We start from the raw sequence: 19189 nt of genomic DNA, 5'->3' as shown, positions 1-19189 counted from the left end.
CCGTACCGCGGAATGAGACGAGCAGGACGGGCGGCCGCCGGTCAGGAGCCGTGCCCCGGCCGGCCGCCGTGGACCCGGGTCAGGGTCTTGCGGGGGTCGGAATCCCGGGTCAGGGCGTGGGCCGCGCTGTGGCGGTCCAGCAGCACCGTCAGCTCCCTGCCGGTGCCGAGGTCCCTGGCCGCGAGACGGGCCACGTTGTCGGTGCCGATGCCGAAGGTCACCTCGATCCGGGGAACACCGCGCGGGGCCGGGGGCAGCGGAAGGTCGAGGACGGCGAGCTTCGTGTTCTGCGCGGCGGTCTCGCGGCTGCCCTGGTAGACGTTGATCTCGGTGTGGGACTGCCCGTCCTCGACGGTGGTGAAGACCGCGCCGCGTTCCGTCGGGATCGTGGTGTCCCCGTCGACGACCACGGCCATGGTGCCGTCCTCCGTCTCCACGCCGAGCGGCAGCGAGGTCACGTCCAGCAGCAGCTCGTCGTGCGACTGGCCGGTCAGTACGGCACTCTGGAGCGCGGCGCCGATCACCACCCCCTCGGGGACGGCGGCCCGGACCGGTTCACGGCCGCCCGCCAGCTTCCCGACGAGCGCTGCGATCGCCGGCATCCGGGTGGCACCGCCGACCAGGAGGAAGTGGCCGACGTCCGCGGCCCCCTCGACACCCCGGGCGGCCTCCAGCGCCCGCCGCACCGGCTGGGCGCAGCGCTCCAGCAGGTCCTTCGTCAGCCCCTCCAGCTGCGCGCGCGTCAGCGTGACGTCCAGGTGCACCGGTCCGGACGGCGAGACCGCGATGTCGGGCAGGGCGACGGTGGTGGCCGTGGCCTGCGACAGCTCGATCTTCGCGGCCTCCGCCGCCTCGGCCACCCGCCGGAGTGCGGCCCGGTCGGTGAGCCGGACGCCCCGGCGGATGGCGAGGTCCCGTACGAGACGGTCGACGATCCGGTCGTCCCAGTCGCTTCCCCCGAGCCTGCTGTCGCCGTCGGTGGCCAGCGTCTCGACGACCCCGTCGCGGATGCCGAGCAGGGACACGTCCAGGGTGCCCCCGCCCAGGTCGAACACCATGACGGTCTCCTCGCCCCGGCCAAGGCCGTACGAAAGTGCCGCCGCGGTCGGCTCGTTGAGCATCCCGACCGTCTCGATGCCCGCCAGGGCCGCCGCGTGCGCGAGCGCCGCGCGCTGGACGTGGGTGAAGTGGGCGGGCACGGTGAGGACCGCCCGGTCCGCCGTCTCGCCGAGGTGGGCTTCCGCGCCGCGGCGCAGGTCGGCGAGGATCCAGGAGGCGACCTCCTCGGCGGAGTGCCGCTCGACCCCCTGCCGATGGGTCCAGCCGGTGCCCAGCTCCAGCTTGATCCGGTGGATGCCACCGCCCGGAACGCGCGCGGCGCGCTCCTTCGCTGCCCTGCCCACCAGCAGGGTCCCGTCCTCGGCGAACGCCACGACGCTCGGTGTCGTGAGCTCTCCGTGGCGGTTCGGGAGGACCCGCGCCCGGCCGTCCAGGAAGACGGCCACCGCGGAGTCGGTCGTCCCGAAGTCGATGCCGAGGATCCGCGACCCGGCCGCGACCGGCCGGGTGACCGGGGAGGCGGCCACCGGGGTCCCGGGCGGCGGTTCGCCGAGGCCCTGGCCGCGCCGGAGCCGCTCGGCCCGGGCGCCGACCCGCGGGTCGCTGTCCTCGACCAGCAGGGCCAGCGCCTCCAGAGCGGCCTCGCGGACCGGGCCGCTCCCGTCGCCGAGCAGCCGCTCCACCTCGTGCAGGGCGCCGAGCCGCTGCCACACGGCCCCCGTGTGGATCGCGGCGCGGAGCGTGCCGGGAAGCCCCGGGCCCCCGGGCGCGGCGGCCCGGGGGCCGCCGGGGCTGCGCGTCAGATGGAGGATGCCCACGGCGCTGTCGACGCTGCGCGTCGGGGTCTGGCCGGGCAGCCGGCTGCGTACGCGGTCGTGGACGAAGGAATACAGCTCCTCGACCGACACGTAGCCGTCCCCGTCGAGGTCGGCCGAACCGTCCCGCAGCCCCTCGACCACGGCGGCGGTGAAGACGGACGGCTCGGCCCGTTCCCTGCTGGTCAGTCCGCTCTCGTGGCTGTACTGGAGGGCGGTCGAGGAGGTGATGACGACACGGCCCCGCCCGGAGAAGGGCTCCGCCACGTCGACGGAGGGCGCGGGCCCGCGGGTCCTCATCCCCTTCGTGAACGCCCCGCTGAAGCAGCAGTCCAGCAGGACGACCGCCCGGCGGCAGAGACTCTGCTCCAGCTGGTCCGCGACGAACCGGGAGGAGACGGCGGTCGCGTCCAGGTAGGCCTTCTCGGTGTCCGAGGCGATGAAGTGCAGCCGGCCCCGCGCGTCCTTGAGTCCGTGGCAGGAGAGGTGGAGCAGGAGCAGGTCCTGGCCGCGCGCCCCGGCGAAGAACGACTGGACCGCCTTGCGGATCTCCACCGCCGTGCCGTTCTCGACGACGGTGACCTCGAACTCCCCGATGGCCGGGTCACCGAGCACGGCGGCGAGGCGTTCGGCGTCCGCCGCGGCCCCCGGCAGCTCGTCGAAACACCCGTCCGCGTAATGCTGGTTGACGACCAGGAGCGCCGCCTTACGCATCGGGTGCGTCCGTCTCCCGCGGCGCGTGCCTGGCGACGAACAGCTCGACGGCGCGCCGCTGGTCCGCGCGGGAGACCGACGTCAGACGCAGCTCCTCGCCGTTCACCGTGATGTCGATCGAGCCCGAGTTGCGGCGGGCGAGCCAGTCCTGGACCAGCGCGACGACGGCCCGCAGCGTCGGCGCGCCCGTCGCGCCGACGAGGAGCGCCGTGAGGACCGTCGTGTCCCCGGCCCGTGTGCCGGCGGGGGCCGGGCCGCCCGACGGGCGCCGCACGAAGGACAGCTCCAGCAGGGACAGTTCCTCGGCCAGGAGGGACACGGCGTCCTCCGCGCCGTCGGGGTCCGCCTCGTCGGTGAACGCCAGCACGGCCTCGTATCGCGGATCGCTCAAGACGCCCTCCCCGTGGTCACCGGGCCCCCACCCGGACGGGGCCAGTGTGGCAGCGCGGAGTCGGCCTTCGGGCGGAATGGGGCGAATGCGCCCCCTTCGTCGGCGCGCTGTGTAGGGTGCCGCCCCCGCGCCGTGATCGGGCCGCCCTCTAGAAAGCGTTTGCTGAACGGCGGTACCGTCGGGCCCGGTCCAGGACAGGAAGGCCAGAGATGCCCGCCGAGCCAGCCGAGGACAGGTCCCTCAGTCCGTACACCGGCCGCACCCGCGCCCACTGGGAGGCGGCCGCCGATACCCTGCTCGCCGCCGTCGCCCCGTACGCCACCGACGACCAGGCCCTCTACCACCTCCCCGGAGACCGCACGAGCAGCGCCGGCCGGCTCTCCGACGGTCTGGAGGGCTATGCCCGCACCCTGCTCCTGGCCGGCTTCCGGCGGGACGAGAAGGTCCTGGAGCGCTACGCGCGGGGGCTGGCCGCCGGACCCGGGGGCGTGTGGCCCCGGATCGAGGACCGCAGCCAGCCGCTCGTCGAGGCCGCCTCGATCGCGCTCGCCCTGCGGCTCACCCGCCCGCTGCTGTGGGACCGTCTGGACGACGGTGTGCGACAGCGGGCCGCCGCCTGGCTGGGTGACGCGCTGACGGCCGAACCCTGGCCCTGCAACTGGGAGTTGTTCCCGGTGACGGTCGGCGGTTTCCTCCAGGAGATCGGGTACGAGCCCGAGGCGTCGCGCGCCGCGGTCGAGCGGGGGCTTCAACGCATCGAGGAGTGGTACCTCGGCGAGGGCTGGTACACCGACGGCCACGGCCGCAAGTTCGACTACTACAACGGCTGGGCGATGCACTTCTACCCGGTGCTGCACGCGTGGCTGGCCGGCGACGCCCCGCTCCTCGACCTGTACGCCGGCCGTCTGGAGGCCCATCTCGGCGACTACGCCCGCCTGTTCGGCGGTGACGGCGCGCCGATGCTCCAGGGCCGCTCGCTCACCTACCGCTTCGCGGCCACCGCGCCGCTGTGGCTCGGCGCTCTCACCGGCCGCACCCCCCTGTCCCCAGGAGAGACGCGCCGCCTCGCCTCGGGCGCCCTACGACACTTCCTCGACCGGGGCGCCGTGGACGCCGACGGCCTGCTCACCCTCGGCTGGCACGGCCCCGACGAGAGGTTCCTCCAGCACTATTCGGGCCCCGCCTCGCCGTACTGGGCGAGCAAGGCCTTCGTCGCCCTGCTGCTGCCCCCCGAGCACGAGGTGTGGACGGCGGCCGAGGAACCGGGCCCGGCGGAGCGCGCCGACGCCGTCACCCCGCTCGGGCCGCCCAACTGGCTTCTCCAGTCGACGCGTTCGGACGGTCTGGTCCGTCTGCACAACCACGGCAGCGAGGACGTCCGCTACGACCCCTTCTACACGCGGCTCGCCTACTCGACGGCGACCGAGCCCTCGCCCTCGTACGACAACAGCGTGATCGTCGGCGGGGACGCGAGCCGTACGGGGATCGTGCCCCTGGGGGCCGGCGAGGGCTGGGCGGCCTCCCGCCACACCGTCTCGGCGGGGGTCGAGGCCGTCTCCCTCGTGGTCGCGCGGGGTGCCGTGGAGGTGCGGGCCCATCTGGTGTCCGGCGCCGCCCCGGGTACGCCGGTACGGGTCACCGGGTGGGCCGGGCGCGGTGACGCGCGCTCCGAACTCCTGCCCGCGCACGGCCTGTCGGAGCCGGAGCCGGAGCAGGAGCAGGAACCGGCTGCGGGGGCGGTGGCGGGGCCGGGATCGGGATCGGAGTCGGGGGACGGCCTCGTCGGTGTCGTCGGGGCCGCGCCTTCCCTGTTCGTCGCCCTCGTCCGCCTCACCGCCGACCGGGACCCCCTTCCGCTCGGGGACCTGGTGTCCGTGCGGGTGACGGCGCCCGAGGACGCGGCGCCCGGGGCCCGGGACCTCGCGGTGACCTGGACCGGGGGAGGGACGGCGGGCTTCCGGTTCGACGGCGCCGGGGGGATCGTCCACCTGCGCGAAGACGTCCTCCCGGCCGTTCCTTACAGTTCGGGGTGAGGCGGAAACGGGTCCGCCGGGGCAGGGGGGTGTGTCATGGGCGCTTCGGACGAGGGCCGGGGCCTGCTGGGCCGCGTCGGCGGTCGAGGCCGCACCGGTGGTCCCGCCGGCCGGGCGGGAGGCGGTCCGGCCGACGCGGAGCGGATGATCGCGGAGGCGCGGAAGGCGTTCTTCGTGATGTTCGGCTTCGTCGCGGTCGTCTGGCTGGTCCAACTGGCCAACTTCGCCGACAACTACGCCCTCTCCCGGGACCTCGGCCTGGTGTCCGGCGATGTCACGACCCTGCCCGATGTCGTCACCGCGCCCTTCCTGCACTGGAGTTGGGCACACATCGAGAGCAACTCCGGCCCGCTGTTCGTCTTCGGGTTCCTCGCCGCCTACCGGGGAGTCGCCCGCTTCCTCGGGCTGAGCCTGCTGGTGGCCGTGACCAGCGGGCTCGTCGTGTGGTTCTTCGAACGAGGGGACGTGGAGACGGTGGGCGCCAGCGGCCTGATCTTCGGCTACTTCGGCTACGTCGTGGTCCGCGGGATCTTCGACCGGCATCTGATCGACACGCTGATCGGTGTCGTGATGGCGGCCTCCTTCGCCTACATGCTCACCGTCGCCGTACCCGGGACGCCCGGGGTGAGCTGGCTCGGCCACCTCGGAGGGCTGATCGGCGGCCTGGCGGGCGCCTGGATCTTCCGGGACCGCCGCCCCCGCGCCCTCCCGGCCGCCGGCCCCGGCACCCCCGCCGGGCCCCGGGATCCCGCCGACCCGCGCGCGGACCTGCACAAGGAACTGGGCGACCTGGGGCTGCTGTAGGACCCTGGTGCTCGTGGCAGGGAGCGGGACGGTCCTGCCGGGGGAGCCGCCGACTATCCTGGCCGACGTGTACGACGACTGGTTCGAGGACGACGAACTCGACGGCTCTCAGGCGGTGTTCGTGGACGTCGTGAGGGCCTCCGCCCGGTCCTGGCCCCAGTGCCCGCCCGCCGCCACCGCCGTTCTCGTCTTCGGGCCGGACGAGGACGACGAGAGCGACGAGGTCGACATCGTCGGGTCCGCGCGGGAGGGCGTCTGGGTGCCCCCGGCCGAGCACGCGGTCTACCACGCCGCCCTGGACGAGGCGCTGGACCGGGGTGACACGGTGGTCACGCTGATCGCGGACCTGCGCGACACCGAGAAGAGGGTGATCTTCAGGACGCTCGGCGCGACCGTCATCGGCGACCGGCTCTTCTGCAGCGAGCGGCACAGCCAGAACTACCAGAGTCCGGAGCCGGTCGGGGACATCGAACCGGTCTGCGCGTCGGGGCCTCCCGAACACCTCGGCCAGGTCGCCGCCGCCTGGTTCGAGGAGATCATGAACCGTCTCGCGATCTCCCGCCACGTGCTGTGGGCTCCCGCCTTCGTCCCGCGGGGCACCCCGCTGCCGCCCGGGTACCGCTGGGCGCGCAACGGCCCTGCCCCCTGCGCCTGACACCGTCCGGCCAGGTGGGGCGCGGACGGTCAGCCGGGTGGCCCGTCCCCGGCGCGCGGCCAGTTCTCCAGGGCCACGTGGAGCGCGTCCAGCGCGTGTCTCCATGACGTCTCCACGGAGCGCGCGGCCCCGAACCCGCCGATGGCCTCCAGGGTGCAGTACCCGTGGAACGTACTGCGCAACAGGCGTACGGCATCGGTCAGTTCCGGCTCGGACAGCCCGTAGGCGCGGAGCATTCCGTAGGTGACCTCGGCGGTGGCCTCGGCCGTACGGCGGTACTCCGCCCGCTCCGCGACCAGGGCCGGGTCCGGCTGGGTGTGGGTGGCCCGGTAGCGGCCGGGCCGCTCCAGCGCGTACGCGCGATAGGCGTCGGCGAACGCGACGAGCGCGTCCTTGCCGGCGCGCCCGGCCACCGCGGACGCGATCCTGTCGATCATCTCGCCGGCCGCGAGCAGCGCGACGCGCTCGCGCAGTTCCCGCAGGTTCCTCACGTGCGCGTACAGGCTGGCGTCCTTCACGCCGAACCGCCGGGCCAGCGCGGCCACGGTGACGTTCTCGAAGCCGGTCTCGTCCGCGAGATCGGCCGCCGCCAGCACGACCCGCTCGGTCGTCAGCCCGGCCCGAGCCATGAGGACCACCTCCGCGCCACGACACATTTCCTGGGGAACCCAGGCAGAAGCCTAGTACCCCTCGGTCGGCGACTCCGTGGAATTCATGCCGCAACGGACAAGCGGAATGCCAATACCCCTACAGATATGGCCAGTTGACCGATTCAGGTCGTCCCACGAACACGAGGGAGCCGTCCGCCGTTCATGCTCCGCCCCGAATCTCCTCATGACGCGCCCGCAGGGGCGGGGCTGGACTCAGGAGGCGGTCATGGGCCACACGCACGGACACGAGCACGGGCACGGGCACCACCATCACCACGGGCACGGCCAGGAGGGATCGGACACCGCGCTGCCCGCCGCCTTCGACACCGCGGTGCCCGACGAGGCCCTCACCCCCGAGCAGCGCTCGCGCCGCTCGCTGCTGCGCCGCGCGGGCCTGCTCGGCGCCGGCCTCGCCGCCGGAGGCGTCCTCGCGCAGGGGGCCGCCACCCCCGCGTACGCCTCGACGGGCGGCCGGAGAAAGCACGGCTACCTCTGGCTGGCCGGTGACCACCACATCCACACCCAGTACAGCAGCGACGGCAAGTACCGCGTCGGCGACCAGGTCCGTCAGGGTGCCGCGCACGGCCTGGACTGGATGGTCATCACCGACCACGGCAGCGGCACCCACGCCAGGATCGGCGTGGACAAGGTCAACCCGGACATCCGGGAGGCCCGCGACGCCCACGAGGACACCCTCGTCTTCCAGGGCCTCGAATGGAACATCCCGGCCGCCGAGCACGGCACGGTCTTCGTCCACCCGGGCCGCAACGAGGTCGCCGTCCTCAAGCAGTTCGAGACCGACTACGACGGCAGCGTCAAGGGCGCCACCGACTCGACGCCCGCCAACGAGGCCCTCGCCATCGCGGGGCTCGACTTCCTCTCCGAGCAGGTCCGCAGCCGCCGCGTCAAGGACGCCCTGATGCTGGCCAACCACCCCGCCCGCAAGGGACTCGACTCCCCGCACGAGATCCGCGCCTGGCGCGACGCGACCCCCGCGTCCCACCAGATCGCCGTCGGCTTCGAGGGCGCCCCCGGCCACCAGGCGGGCGGCATCGAGAAGACGTACGGCATGGGCGTGGCCCGCGGTCTGTACGACAACAGCCCGAGCGCCAACTCCTTCGCCGGCTACCCGCTGGAGAGCTACCGCACCTGGGGCGGCTTCGACTGGATGACCGCCACCGTCGGCGGTCTGTGGGACAGCCTGCTCGCCGAGGGCAAGCCCTGGTGGATCACCGCCAACTCCGACTCCCACCAGGTCTACACGGACACCGCCGTGCGCGGCGGACCGGACAGCGACTTCGACCTCAACGGCCGGCACACCGACCCGGTCTACGGCGGGAAGATCGACACCACCCAGGGCGACTACTGGCCCGGCCAGTACAGCCGTACGCACGTCGGCTCCGACGGATTCTCCTACGCGGCCGTGATGGACGGCATCCGCGCCGGCCGGGTCTGGGTCGACCACGGACAGCTCCTCGGCGGTCTCGACGCGCGGGTCTCCGGCGGCGGCCGCTGGGCCACCCTCGGCGGCGCCCTGCACGTGCGCAAGGGCACCCGGGTCACGCTGACCGTGGACCTCGGACTGGCCGGCGGTGCCAACTGGGCCGGATTCGTTCCCAAGCTGGCCCGCGTCGACGTCATCCAGGGCGATGTGACGGGCGCGGCCTCCGACCGGGACACGCTCACCGCCCCCACCGCCCGGGTCGCCAGGTCCTACGAGGTGAACAAGTCCGCCGGCACGGTCCGTCTCAGCTACGACCTCGGTGCCGTCGACCGCCCGGTGTACGTCCGTCTGCGCGGCACCGACGGCAACCGGTCCGCCGTCGGCCTCAGGGGCGCGGCGGTCGACCCGGCGGGCCCGGCCATGGACGTCCTCGGTGACGCCGACCCGTGGTCGGACCTGTGGTTCTACTCCAACCCGGTGTGGGTCCTGCCCTCGTGAACGAGCGCCATGTCGTCGGGGTCGACACCGGTCACGCCGGAACCCTGCGCGAGGCCGACCACCTGCTGCGGGAACTCGCCGCGGAACTCGGCCTGGACGCGGACGTACCGGGCTGCACGCACCACGTACGGGACGGGCTGCGGCCGCACACGGCGCTGTCCTTCGCCCTGCCGTCGGAGCGCGCGGCCCGGGCGGTCCGGCAGCGGCTCACCGGGAACGGCTCCGGCGAACGCCTGGGCGTCGCCCACGGTGAGGACCGGTACGGTCCCGGCGAGCTCGCGGCCGGAGCCGCCCACGCGGCGGCCGAACACGGGGCCCGCACCGGCGGCCGTGCCGTCCTGTACCCGGGCTCCGGCGCCGTCACCGGCGTGCTGACCGTGGCACGGCTGCTTGAGGTCTCCGCGGTGGAGCGGGTCGTCGTGCTCGGCTCGCCCGGGGAGCCCTCCCCGGAGGCGGAGCTGGTCACCCGCGGGCACGTACGCCCGGAGTGGCGCGAGGGCCGGCTGGTCCTCGCGGTGATGCCGGCCGCGGGCGGGATCCTGGTGCCCTTCGAGGTGCCGGACCCGACACCCTGCTGCGCCGGTCACTGACGGGCACGGCCGGACGGCCGGGGAGAGCCGTCCGGCCGCGCTCCCGCGCGGGCCTCAGTCCGGGAGTTCGGTGAACACGAACGAGAACTCCGCGGGTGCGGCCCGCAGTTGATATCGCGGGAGGGCGCCGGGACCGCAGGACTGCGAGCCGATGCCCTGCTGCCCGTGGTCGAGATTGACCCAGACCGTGTCACCGGGGCGCAGCTCCGTCCGGTGGTCCGCCGCGTCCAGCTGCTCGGTCGTCCAGCGGCGCGCGGTGAACCAGAAGGCCGGGTCGCCCTCGATCCGCAGCCCGCCGATCTCGGCCCGGCGCACGTCCGGCCGGGCGCCGTTCTCCTGCGGGCGTACGTACGGCGTCTGGAGGGCGTCGACCGTCGACTCCCAACGCCCGTCCATACAGGCGGACCTGGTGTCCGGGTATCCCTCTCCGGGGCCGCCGCCGAGCCAGCTCACCCGGTCCGCGGAGCCCGCGAGCCCGAGCCGGACGCCGAGCCGGGGCAGGGGCAGCGTCCACCGGCCCTCCGGCGTCACGGACACGGTCAGCCGCAGCCGGGTGCCGTCGGAGGTCCAGCGGTACACCGTGCGCAGTGCGAGCTCTCGGGCCGCGGGCGCCACTCGGGTGCGTACGGCCAGGGAGTTCCCGCCGGGTTCCACGGCGTCCAGGCGGTGCCGCATCCGGTGCAGGCCCAGGGCGCGCCACAGGGGCCCGTGCCGGGCGTCCGGCTGCCAGGGCGCGCCGTTGTCGTTGTCGGTCGGCGCGCGCCACACGTCCAGGCGGGGGCCGGTGACCCCGGTCCCGCCGACGGCGAGCAGCGCGCCGGTGCGGGCGTCGAAGGTGCCCGGGCCGAGGGTGACGGTCCGCCCGGTGAGGAGCGGTACCGCGGAGGGGGTGAAGCCGGGCCGTTCCGGCTCGGCCGCGCGCAGTTGCGTCCAGGCCACGACATGGCCGCGCTCCGCCCACCCCGTCCCCTCGGCCAGTGTCGCCCGTACGGTCCATCGTGCCCCGGCGCCCCGCGGATCCACGGGGGGCGCCGGCAGCCGGAGTTCGGCGGACTCGCCCGGAGCCAGTGCGGGCACCACGAGCGGTCCCGACGCGACGCTCTCGCCGTCCACCTCGTACGACCACGCGAAGGCCAGATGGGAAAGGTCCGCGAAGTCGTAGCCGTTGGTGACGCGTACGGTGCCGTCCGGGCCCGAGCCGTCGATGCGGACGGGCTCGATCACCTTCTTGTACTCGACTAGTCCGGGGGACGGCGTCCGGTCGGGGAAGAGGAGTCCGTCGCAGACGAAGTTCCCGTCGTGCAGTTCCTCGCCGAAGTCCCCGCCGTAGGCGTACCCGTGGCGCTCGTCCGCGACGCCGTGGTCGATCCACTCCCAGACGAAGCCGCCCTGGAGGCGCTCGTACGAGGTGAACAGACGCTGGTAGTCGGCCAGGCCTCCGGGGCCGTTGCCCATCGCGTGCGCGTATTCGCACAGGATGAAGGGCAGTCGACGTCGTTTCAGGCTTCCGCCGTCCTGGCGCCGGCCGATGCGTTCGACCTCGGCGTGGTCGGCGTACATACGGGAATAGACGTCCGTGTCACGGCAGTCGTGGTCGCCCTCGTAGTGGATGAGCCGTGAACCGTCGCGGGCGCGGATCCACGCGGCCATCGCGGTGAGGCCGCGCCCGGTGCCGGCCTCGTTGCCCAGGGACCACAGGACGACCGAGGGGTGGTTCTTGTCGCGTTCGACCGTGCGCGCGGCCCGGTCGAGCAGCGCCGGGGTCCAGCGGTCGTCGTCGACGGGATTGTCGCGCCAGGCCTGTTCGGTGAAGCCGTGGGTCTCCAGGTCGCACTCGTCGACGACCCACAGGCCGTGGGTGTCGCACAGGTCGAGGAAGGCGGGGTGCGGCGGATAGTGCGAGGTGCGCACGGCGTTGATGTTGTGCCTCTTCATCAGCAGCACGTCGGCGAGCATGGTCTCCGGGTCCAGGGCGCGGCCCTTCTCCGGGTGCCACTCGTGCCGGTTGACGCCCCTGAACAGGACGGCCCGGCCGTTCACCTCGATCAGGCCGTCCCGGAGCGCGACCGTGCGGAAGCCGACGCGCAGCGGCACGCGCTCGCTGCCGGTGACCAGTTCACCGTCGTACAGCCGGGGCGTCTCGGCCGTCCAGGGCCGCACGGGGACGGTGACCGGTGTCCCGGTCCCGGTGTCGATGTCCAGCGCGGGCACGAGGACCCGCCCGTCGACGTCGGAGTCGACGCGCAGGGTCCCCAGGCCGCGGTGGTGGTCGTAGGAGGCGTGCACGAAGAAGTCCCGCACGCTGCCCGGCGGGCGGTGCAGCAGGGTGACGTCCCGGAAGATGCCCGGCAGCCACCACTGGTCCTGGTCCTCCAGATAGGAACCCGCCGACCACTGGTGCACCCGGACGGCGAGCACGTTCCCGCCGGGCCTGAGCAGCCGGCCCACCGCGAACTCGTGGGGGAGCCGGGAGCCCTTGAACTCGCCGAGTTCCGTGCCGTTCAGCCAGACCCGGGCGCAGGACTCGACCCCGTCGAAGCGCAGGAGCGTACCGCCGTCCGCGGGCCAGTCCGGGGGCAGGCCGAACCGGCGCAGATGGTCGCCGGTGGGGTTCTCGGTCGGTACCCGCGGCGGATCGACCGGGAACGGGTAGCGCTGGTTGGTGTACGCCGGTGATCCATGGCCCTGCATCACCCAGTGGCCGGGGACCTGGACCTCGGCCCAGCCGCGGGGCTCGAAGCCCTCGGCCGCGAAGGAGTCGTCCTCGGCGTCGGCGGTGGGCGAGAGCCGGAAGCTCCAGTCGCCGTTCAGAGAGAGGGTCCGGGCGTCCGAGGCCGCGTACCAGGCGCGGGGCGGAAGGGCGCCGCTGCCGGGGGAGACGTTCTCGACGTAGTCGGTGGTGGACGGTTCGGAGGCCGGCAGGCCGGGAGAGGTGCGGAAATCCATGCGTCTCCTCGTTGTTCACGTCCGAGGTGCTGTACGGCTCCTGGCGAGGTCGGTCCGCCCGGCGGGCCGTCGGCCGACCGACCGGAGCGCCCCTTCGAGGGCGAAGGTGGCGGCGCCCAGGCAGACCGGGTCGGTCGGTACGGGGGACAGGACGATCTCCGTGGCCGCGAGCGGGCGCCGCAGCGCGTGCCGGGCGACGGCCGCGCGCACCTCGCGCAGCAGCGGTTCCCCGAGCGTGGCCGCGACCCAACTGCTCAGCACGACCACCTCCGGGTTGAGCAGGTTGACCAGGTCGGCGACGGCCGCGCCGAGGTAGCGGGCCGTGTCGCGTACGGTCTCGACGGCCACCGGGTCCCCCGCGGCCACGCCCGACGCGAGCGCGTCGATGGTCGCGGTCTGGTCCTCCGGGTGCAGCAGGGCGCTCCCGGGGCTGAGTTCGCGCAGGTTCTGCATGATGCCGGGTGCCCCGACATAGGTCTCCACGCAGCCGTGGTGGCCGCAGTGGCAGGGACGGCCGTCTAGGACGAGGGTGGTGTGGCCCCATTCGCCCGCGCTGTTGCTGACGCCCCGGTGCAGTCCGCCGCCGAACGCGAGACCCGCGCCCACGCCCGTGCCCAGATTGACCACGACGGCGTCGCCGCGGCCGCGGGCGGCGCCGAACCACAGCTCGGCGACCGTGCAGGCGCGCAGCGGGTTGTCGAGGTGGACCGGGTGGGCGATGCGCCGTGCGAGCAGATCGCCCAACGGCACGTCGTGCCAGTCCCAGTTGGGCGCGTACTCGGCGGTCCCGGTGTCGCGGTCGACCTGTCCGGGGACGCTGACGCCCACGCCCAGGACCCGCCCGCTCTCCACTCCGGCCCGTTCGATCACGGTGTCGACGGCCGCCGCGACCCGGGCGGCCACCTGCTCCGGGCGGCTCTCGCCGGGACGCATCTCCTCGTCGGCGCGGGCGAGCACGTCCAGGGCGAGGTCGAACAGCTCGACCCGGACGTACGTCTCCGCGATGTCCACGCCGATCAGGGCGCCCCCGGCAGCGTCGACGGCGACCAGCCCGCGGGGACGGCCGCCCGCCGAGTCCTCGAACCCGACCTCGGTGAGCATCCCGAGGCCGAGCAGCTCACCGACGAGCGTGGCGACCGTGGCCAGACTGAGCCCGGTCGCCGCGGCCAGCTCCTGCCGGGAGGTGGGGGAGGCGGCGATGATCTGGCGCAGCACCTCGTACCGGTTGGCGGTGCGGATGTCGCGTGACGTACCGCGCTTCATGCAACTCCCCTCGCGCCGGGTGCCCGCTGCACCGTCCAGGCTAGGGTCCGCCGCCGAGGTTCGACAAGGGGTTGGGAAATGGGGTGGAGGAAGGGGGTGCGGGGGCTGAGGGGGTCAGCCGGCCGGGTGCAGGAAGTCCCGTACGAAGGCGTTGGTGAACGTGCCTGCCGGGTCGAGTTCGCCGGCCAGCGCCCTGAACTCGTCCAGCCGGGGCGACCGTTCGCGCAGCACCGCGTGCGGCACGGTGAACACCTTGCCCCAGTGCGGCCGCGGCCCGAACGGGTCCAGCGCCCGCTCGACCCGCCGGACCACCGGCAGGACGGCCTCCGTGTCCGCGACCCAGGTGAAGTGCAGCGCCACCGTGTCCCGGCCGTACGAGGGGCTGAGCCACTGCTCGTCCGCGGCCACCGTCCGCACCTCGCAGATCTGGAGCACCGGCGCGATCGTCTCCCGGATCGCGTCCAGGGCGTGCAGCGCCGCCATCGCGTCCGAACGCGCCAGCAGGTACTCCGACTGGAGCTCGGCCCCGCTGCTCGGGGTGAACTCGGCCCGGAAGTGCGGCAGTCGCTCGTGCCAGGTGCCCGGGACCCCCAGCTGCTCGGTGCAGTTGCGGGCCGGCATGCCCGGCACCGGATGCAGCGCCTCGGTCGCGGGCTCGGCCCAGGGGAAGTCGGGCGCGGGCCGGTCCGTGCGGCGCTTGAGCCACACCTGCCGGAAGCCGGGGCGCCGCCAGTCGGTGAACAGGCTCACGCTGTACGCGGCGGCCGCGACCGTCTCGAAGTCGATCCCCTCCAGCGGCAGTTCGGTGAAGACCTGCTGGCTCACCTCGAAGTCCGGTTCCAGGTCGAGGGTGAGCGCGGTGACCACACCGAGCGCCCCGAGCGCGGTCACGGCGCCGCCGAACCGCTCCTCGCCCCGGCCGATCACCAGGGTGGAGCCGTCCGCCGTGATCAGCTCGACCTCGCGGACCGCGGCGGCCAGGGACCCGTTCGTGACCCCGGACCCGTGGGTGCCGGTGGCGACCGATCCGGCCACCGAGATGTGCGGGAGCGAGGCCATGTTGTGCAGCGCGAGTCCGTGCTCGTGCACCCGGCGGGCGAGTTCGGCGTACCGGACGCCGCCCGAGACCCGTACCGTACGGGCCGTCGTGTCGACGTCCACCGAGGGCGGCAGCCCGGTCAGCGACAGCAGGACACCGCCGGGGCCTGGTTGGGCGAGCTCGTTGAACGAGTGCCCGCTGCCCAGCACCCGGACCCGGGAGCTGCCGGCGACCAGGGCGCGCAGCGCGTCGGGCGAGGAGGGCCGGTGCAGTTCCCCGGCCGTGTACGTGATGTTGCCGGCCCAGTTGGTCAGGGTCCGAGTCATCCCTGCGTCCCTCCCCGGGAAGTCGCTGTGGGTGGCCCGTGCGATGACCACCCGGGGGAACGTACCCCCAGGTCGTGTCCGCAAAGTCTCGCCTGCCCGGCGGGCGGACGACGCGACTTTACGGACACGACCTAGGTCGGCCACGGTGGCCGACCGGTCCGTTGACCCTCTCACGTGGCGCGATCTACCGTAGAGAGCGGTTGCTGTCGTCGGCGTCACCGAACCGGAAGGTCACCCCCTTGCCCGAGCGCGCTGCGGCGATGCCGTCCGGACGGCCCGTGGCGTTGTTCGCCATGACCGCGGAGAACGTGCCGCGGATCTTCCCTCCGGACGTCCTCGCCCGGCTGCGCGAACAACTGGACGTCGATCCCTCGTTCGTGGCGGGCGACTTCGCCGATCCGCGGGTACGGGCCCGGCTCGCCGAGACCGAGATCCTGATCACCGGCTGGGGCTGCCCGGTGCTCGACGCCGGCACGCTCGACGCGGCCCCGCGACTGCGGGCCGTCCTGCACGCCGCCGGTTCCGTGAAGGGCTTCGCCACCCCGGCGGTGTGGGAGCGCGGGATCCTCGTCTCCTCGGCCGCCGCCGCGAACGCGCTGCCCGTCGCCGAGTACACGCTCGCCATGATCCTGCTCACGGGCAAGAACGTCTTCGCGCACCGGGAACGCATGCGCTCCGAGCGGACCTTCCCCCACGACGGGACGCTTCCCGGCACGGGCAACTTCGGCCGCCGGGTCGGCGTCGTGGGCGCCTCCCGCATCGGCCGGCGCCTGATCGAGCTGCTCCGGCCCTTCGACCTGGCCGTGAGCCTCACCGACCCCTATGTCGACGAGGCCGGGGCCGCCGCCCTCGGTGTTCCCCTGCTGCCGCTGGACGAGTTGCTCGCCGGCAGTGACGTCGTCACGGTCCACGCCCCGCAGACCCCGGAGACCCGTCATCTGATCGGCCGCCGCGAGCTCGCACTGATGCCCGCCGGGTCCGTGCTGATCAACACCGCGCGCGGCTCTCTGGTCGACCACGAGGCCCTGGCCGAGGCGCTGCGCGCGGGGCACGTCAGCGCGATCCTCGACGTCACCGACCCCGAGCCGCTCCCGGCCGACTCCCCGCTCCACGACCTCCCGAACGCCTTCGTCACCCCGCACCTGGCCGGCTCCCAGGGCAACGAGGTCGCCCGTCTGGGCCTGACGGTCCTGGCCGAGACACGGCGCCTGCTGTCCGGAGAACCCCTCGCACACCGGATCACAGCGAAGGACCTGCACCGAACGGCGTGACGGCCTGCTCCGGCCGGCTGACGGCCCGGTCCGGCCGGGCCTCGACGCGGAAAGCCTCCGCCGTCAGCGACCGGACCCGTCAGGAACGCCTCCGCCGTCAGCGTCCGGACCCCGCCAGGAACGCCTCCGTCGTCGCCACGAACCCTTCCGGGTCGTCGAGCCACGGGAAGTGTCCGGCCCCGGGCCGCACGACCAGCTCCGCGTCCGGGAAGAGGGCGGCGACCTCGGCCATCGCCGGGGGCGGGGAATTCAGATCGGTCTCCCCGGCCAGCACCAGCACCGGGGAGTCCAGCCGGGCCAGCGCCGCCCGGGTGGCGTCCGGGGCGAAGGCGCCGTCGGCGAAGCGGGCCGCGGCCTCGTGGTTCCTGTGCTTGTCCCCGGCGTCCCGGTGGGCCCGCGCGACCCCGTCCCAACGTCCGTACCAGAAGGGCGCGATGGCCCGGAACGCGTCGGCGTTCCCGTTCCCGGCGACGATCGCCTCCAGGGCCGTGAACGCCTCGGGGAACCAGGGCTCGTCCCGGCGCAGCAGCGCCGTCGCCCGTCTCGCCTCGCCGGTGACCTCCACCCCGACGGCGTGGACGCTCGGGGTGATCAGCGCGAGGCGCCCGACACGCTCCGGGTGGCGCTGGGCGAACAGCAGGGCCAGATTCGTCCCGGCGGAGTGCGCCAGCAGGTCCATCCGGTCGAGACCGAGACGCTCGCGCAGGGCCTCGACGTCGTCGACGAGCCGGTCGCAGCGGTACGAGCCGGGGTCCGCCGGGATCGCGGAGCCGCCGGTGCCGCGCGGGTCCATCATGATCAGCCGTCGGTGCGCGGACAGTCCGCCCAGGTCACCGAGGTAGTCGCAGTCCTGCATGGGGCCGCCGGGCAGACACACCAGGGGAGGGCCGTCGCCGACGGTGCCGTAGGCCAGCTCGGTCCCGTCGTACGCGCTGAAGGCAGGCATGGCGACGACTCTCGCAGTGGTGTCCGGACGGGGCAAGCGAGATCCCGGGCCGGAGGCGGTCCGGCGTGGCACGGGGGACCCGGCACCGCCGGCGGGCGGGCGGGGGCATACCGTGAGGAGTCGAACACGACAGACGAAGCAGGTCGGGAGCGAGGAGAACGGGATGGGCAGCCGCACCGCGCTGGTCGAGGATCTGATGGAGCGGTTCCCGCACGTGCCGCGCGAAGCCGTCATCAAGGAGGACCTGCTCCGCGGGGGCGTGGCCTTCGACGCGTCCGCGCTCAGCGACAACGAGGGCGGCGAGGTCAAGCCGAAGTCGTACTTCATCTTCTCCTTCGACCACGGCACCCTGCCCGAGCTGGGCGAGGCCGCCCTGCGGCGCCCGCCCGAGGAGATCATCCTCACCGGTGGCCCGTACGACCTGCGCCGCACCGTCGTCTCCGTGCGGGTCAACCCCGCCTCGCCGTACCGCGTGGCCGCCGACGACGAGGGCGTCCTCGGCCTGTACCTCGACGGGAAGCGGATCTCCGACGTCGGCGTGCCGCCGATGCCCGAGTACTACCGGCACAAGCTCTCCAACGGGAAGTCCGTGATGGAGGTGGCCCCGACGATCCAGTGGGGCTACCTGATCTACCTCACGGTGTTCCGCGTCTGCCAGTACTTCGGCGCCAAGGAGGAGTGCCAGTACTGCGACATCAACCACAACTGGCGCCAGCACAAGGCGGCGGGCCGTCCCTACACCGGGGTCAAGGACGTCGAGGAGGTCCTGGAGGCCCTGGAGATCATCGACCGCTACGACACCGCGAAGGCGTCGACGGCGTACACCCTCACCGGTGGCGCGATCACCAGGACGGTCGCCGGACGCGACGAGGCCGACTTCTACGGCCACTACGCCAAGGCCATCGAGGAGCGGTTCCCCGGGCGCTGGATCGGCAAGGTGGTGGCCCAGGCCCTGCCCCGCGACGACGTCCAGCGGTTCAAGGACCACGGCGTGCAGATCTACCACCCCAACTACGAGGTGTGGGACGAGTACCTGTTCAAGATGTACTGCCCCGGCAAGGAGCGTTACGTCGGCCGCGACGAGTGGCACAAGCGCATCCTGGACTCCGCCGAGATCTTCGGCGCGCGCAACGTGATCCCGAACTTCGTCGCGGGCGTGGAGATGGCCGAGCCCTTCGGCTTCACCAGTGTCGACGAGGCGATCGCCTCGACCACCGAGGGCCTGCGGTTCTTCATGTCGCACGGCATCACGCCCCGCTTCACCACCTGGTGCCCCGAGCCGACCACCCCGCTGGGCAAGGCCAACCCGAACGGCGCCCCGCTGGAGTACCACATCCGTCTGCTGGAGGCCTACCGCGCCACGATGGACGACTTCGGGCTCCAGTCCCCGCCCGGATACGGCGAGCCCGGCCCCGGCCGCGCGGTCTTCTCCGTCAGCTCCTTCATGGACAGCCTCCCCGCGCAGGAGCCCGCCTCCCAGGCGTGAGCCGACGCCCTCGCGGCCTGGCTCGTACGGTCCTCGCGCCGAGCTCGTACGGTCCCCGCGCCGCCCTCCTCTCCCACGGCCCGGACGTCACACCGACGTCCGGGCCGTGGGCTTTCGTCCGCGCCGGGACGGGGGCGGCGGGGAGTTCCCGGAGGGGCGGGTCCTGTGAAGGTCGGAGCGATCGGCTCCCCTCGGGTCCGTACCGCGTCGACACTCTGGCCACGGGAGTCCCACCGGCCGTCCTGTGATCGCGCGAACG

Annotated in this window: 14 protein-coding genes; 7 read left to right on the top strand and 7 right to left on the bottom strand. The window is 73.5% G+C overall.

Annotated features, from left to right (window positions below):
• Positions 1–41 precede the first annotated feature (41 nt).
• Entirely contained in the window at positions 42–2588 is a 2547-nt protein-coding gene (locus ACFWI4_RS16335; RefSeq protein ID WP_387196170.1) for an Hsp70 family protein, read from the bottom strand.
• Entirely contained in the window at positions 2581–2979 is a 399-nt protein-coding gene (locus tag ACFWI4_RS16330) for a hypothetical protein (RefSeq protein ID WP_387196167.1), read from the bottom strand. Before ACFWI4_RS16330 ends, ACFWI4_RS16335 begins: the two co-directional genes overlap by 8 nt.
• Before the next feature lie 209 nt (positions 2980–3188).
• Between ACFWI4_RS16330 and ACFWI4_RS16325 the strand changes: the two genes are divergently transcribed.
• The 3 genes from ACFWI4_RS16325 to ACFWI4_RS16315 all read left to right on the top strand — a co-directional run bounded on the left by ACFWI4_RS16325 (position 3189) and on the right by ACFWI4_RS16315 (position 6471).
• Positions 3189–5012, top strand: coding sequence for a DUF2264 domain-containing protein (locus ACFWI4_RS16325; RefSeq protein ID WP_387196164.1), 1824 nt, complete (start codon positions 3189–3191; stop codon positions 5010–5012).
• 36 nt (positions 5013–5048) lie between these two features.
• The gene (locus ACFWI4_RS16320; RefSeq protein WP_387196160.1) at positions 5049–5816 is read left to right on the top strand and encodes a rhomboid family intramembrane serine protease; all 768 of its coding nucleotides are present in this window, start codon (positions 5049–5051) and stop codon (positions 5814–5816) included.
• Positions 5817–5883: 67 nt separating this feature from the next.
• Entirely contained in the window at positions 5884–6471 is a 588-nt protein-coding gene (locus ACFWI4_RS16315; RefSeq protein WP_387196157.1) for a hypothetical protein, read from the top strand.
• Between the two features lie 29 nt (positions 6472–6500).
• Here the strand turns inward: ACFWI4_RS16315 and ACFWI4_RS16310 are convergent, their stop codons facing one another.
• Positions 6501–7100 carry a TetR/AcrR family transcriptional regulator gene (locus ACFWI4_RS16310; RefSeq protein WP_387196154.1) on the bottom strand — a complete coding sequence of 200 codons (600 nt, stop codon included), beginning with the start codon at positions 7098–7100 and terminating at the stop codon, positions 6501–6503.
• A gap of 247 nt (positions 7101–7347) precedes the next feature.
• Between ACFWI4_RS16310 and ACFWI4_RS16305 the strand changes: the two genes are divergently transcribed.
• Both ACFWI4_RS16305 and ACFWI4_RS16300 read left to right on the top strand, forming a co-directional pair.
• On the top strand, positions 7348–9063 hold the full coding sequence (locus ACFWI4_RS16305) for a PHP domain-containing protein (RefSeq protein WP_387196151.1): 1716 nt from the start codon (positions 7348–7350) through the stop codon (positions 9061–9063).
• Positions 9060–9653 carry a hypothetical protein gene (locus tag ACFWI4_RS16300; protein WP_387196148.1) on the top strand — a complete coding sequence of 198 codons (594 nt, stop codon included), beginning with the start codon at positions 9060–9062 and terminating at the stop codon, positions 9651–9653. The genes ACFWI4_RS16305 and ACFWI4_RS16300 overlap by 4 nt, the downstream gene beginning before the upstream one ends.
• Before the next feature lie 54 nt (positions 9654–9707).
• Here the strand turns inward: ACFWI4_RS16300 and ACFWI4_RS16295 are convergent, their stop codons facing one another.
• The 3 genes from ACFWI4_RS16295 to ACFWI4_RS16285 all read right to left on the bottom strand — a co-directional run bounded on the left by ACFWI4_RS16295 (position 9708) and on the right by ACFWI4_RS16285 (position 15227).
• Positions 9708–12599, bottom strand: coding sequence for a glycoside hydrolase family 2 TIM barrel-domain containing protein (locus ACFWI4_RS16295; protein WP_387196145.1), 2892 nt, complete (start codon positions 12597–12599; stop codon positions 9708–9710).
• A gap of 15 nt (positions 12600–12614) precedes the next feature.
• Positions 12615–13862, bottom strand: coding sequence for an ROK family protein (locus ACFWI4_RS16290; protein ID WP_387196142.1), 1248 nt, complete (start codon positions 13860–13862; stop codon positions 12615–12617).
• 114 nt (positions 13863–13976) lie between these two features.
• Positions 13977–15227, bottom strand: coding sequence for an FAD-binding protein (locus ACFWI4_RS16285; RefSeq protein WP_387196140.1), 1251 nt, complete (start codon positions 15225–15227; stop codon positions 13977–13979).
• Between the two features lie 260 nt (positions 15228–15487).
• Between ACFWI4_RS16285 and ACFWI4_RS16280 the strand changes: the two genes are divergently transcribed.
• Complete coding sequence (locus ACFWI4_RS16280; RefSeq protein ID WP_387196267.1) at positions 15488–16498, top strand: hydroxyacid dehydrogenase; 1011 nt, start codon at positions 15488–15490, stop codon at positions 16496–16498.
• A gap of 97 nt (positions 16499–16595) precedes the next feature.
• On the opposite strand, the gene ACFWI4_RS16275 is transcribed toward ACFWI4_RS16280, so the two are convergent.
• Positions 16596–17444 (bottom strand): alpha/beta fold hydrolase, encoded by an 849-nt coding sequence (locus tag ACFWI4_RS16275; protein ID WP_387196138.1) that lies wholly within the window; start codon positions 17442–17444, stop codon positions 16596–16598.
• A gap of 163 nt (positions 17445–17607) precedes the next feature.
• Here ACFWI4_RS16275 and ACFWI4_RS16270 point away from each other — a divergent pair, with 163 nt between their 5' ends.
• Positions 17608–18930: a radical SAM protein gene (locus ACFWI4_RS16270; protein WP_387196136.1), complete on the top strand. Its 1323-nt coding sequence runs from the start codon at positions 17608–17610 to the stop codon at positions 18928–18930.
• The last annotated feature ends 259 nt before the right edge of the window (positions 18931–19189 follow it).

The sequence above is a fragment of the Streptomyces sp. NPDC127038 genome (assembly GCF_042725875.1).
Taxonomy (GTDB): domain Bacteria; phylum Actinomycetota; class Actinomycetes; order Streptomycetales; family Streptomycetaceae; genus Streptomyces.
This window is presented reverse-complemented; position numbering and strand designations above follow the sequence as displayed.

Coding starts and splice junctions, on each gene's coding strand:
- ACFWI4_RS16335 (WP_387196170.1), bottom strand. CDS start 2,588: ATGCGTAAGGCGGCGCTCCTGGTCGTCAACCAGCATTACGCGGACGGG.
- ACFWI4_RS16325 (WP_387196164.1), top strand. CDS start 3,189: ATGCCCGCCGAGCCAGCCGAGGACAGGTCCCTCAGTCCGTACACCGGC.
- ACFWI4_RS16320 (WP_387196160.1), top strand. CDS start 5,049: ATGGGCGCTTCGGACGAGGGCCGGGGCCTGCTGGGCCGCGTCGGCGGT.
- ACFWI4_RS16310 (WP_387196154.1), bottom strand. CDS start 7,100: ATGGCTCGGGCCGGGCTGACGACCGAGCGGGTCGTGCTGGCGGCGGCC.
- ACFWI4_RS16305 (WP_387196151.1), top strand. CDS start 7,348: ATGGGCCACACGCACGGACACGAGCACGGGCACGGGCACCACCATCAC.
- ACFWI4_RS16295 (WP_387196145.1), bottom strand. CDS start 12,599: ATGGATTTCCGCACCTCTCCCGGCCTGCCGGCCTCCGAACCGTCCACC.
- ACFWI4_RS16290 (WP_387196142.1), bottom strand. CDS start 13,862: ATGAAGCGCGGTACGTCACGCGACATCCGCACCGCCAACCGGTACGAG.
- ACFWI4_RS16285 (WP_387196140.1), bottom strand. CDS start 15,227: ATGACTCGGACCCTGACCAACTGGGCCGGCAACATCACGTACACGGCC.
- ACFWI4_RS16280 (WP_387196267.1), top strand. CDS start 15,488: ATGCCGTCCGGACGGCCCGTGGCGTTGTTCGCCATGACCGCGGAGAAC.
- ACFWI4_RS16275 (WP_387196138.1), bottom strand. CDS start 17,444: ATGCCTGCCTTCAGCGCGTACGACGGGACCGAGCTGGCCTACGGCACC.
- ACFWI4_RS16270 (WP_387196136.1), top strand. CDS start 17,608: ATGGGCAGCCGCACCGCGCTGGTCGAGGATCTGATGGAGCGGTTCCCG.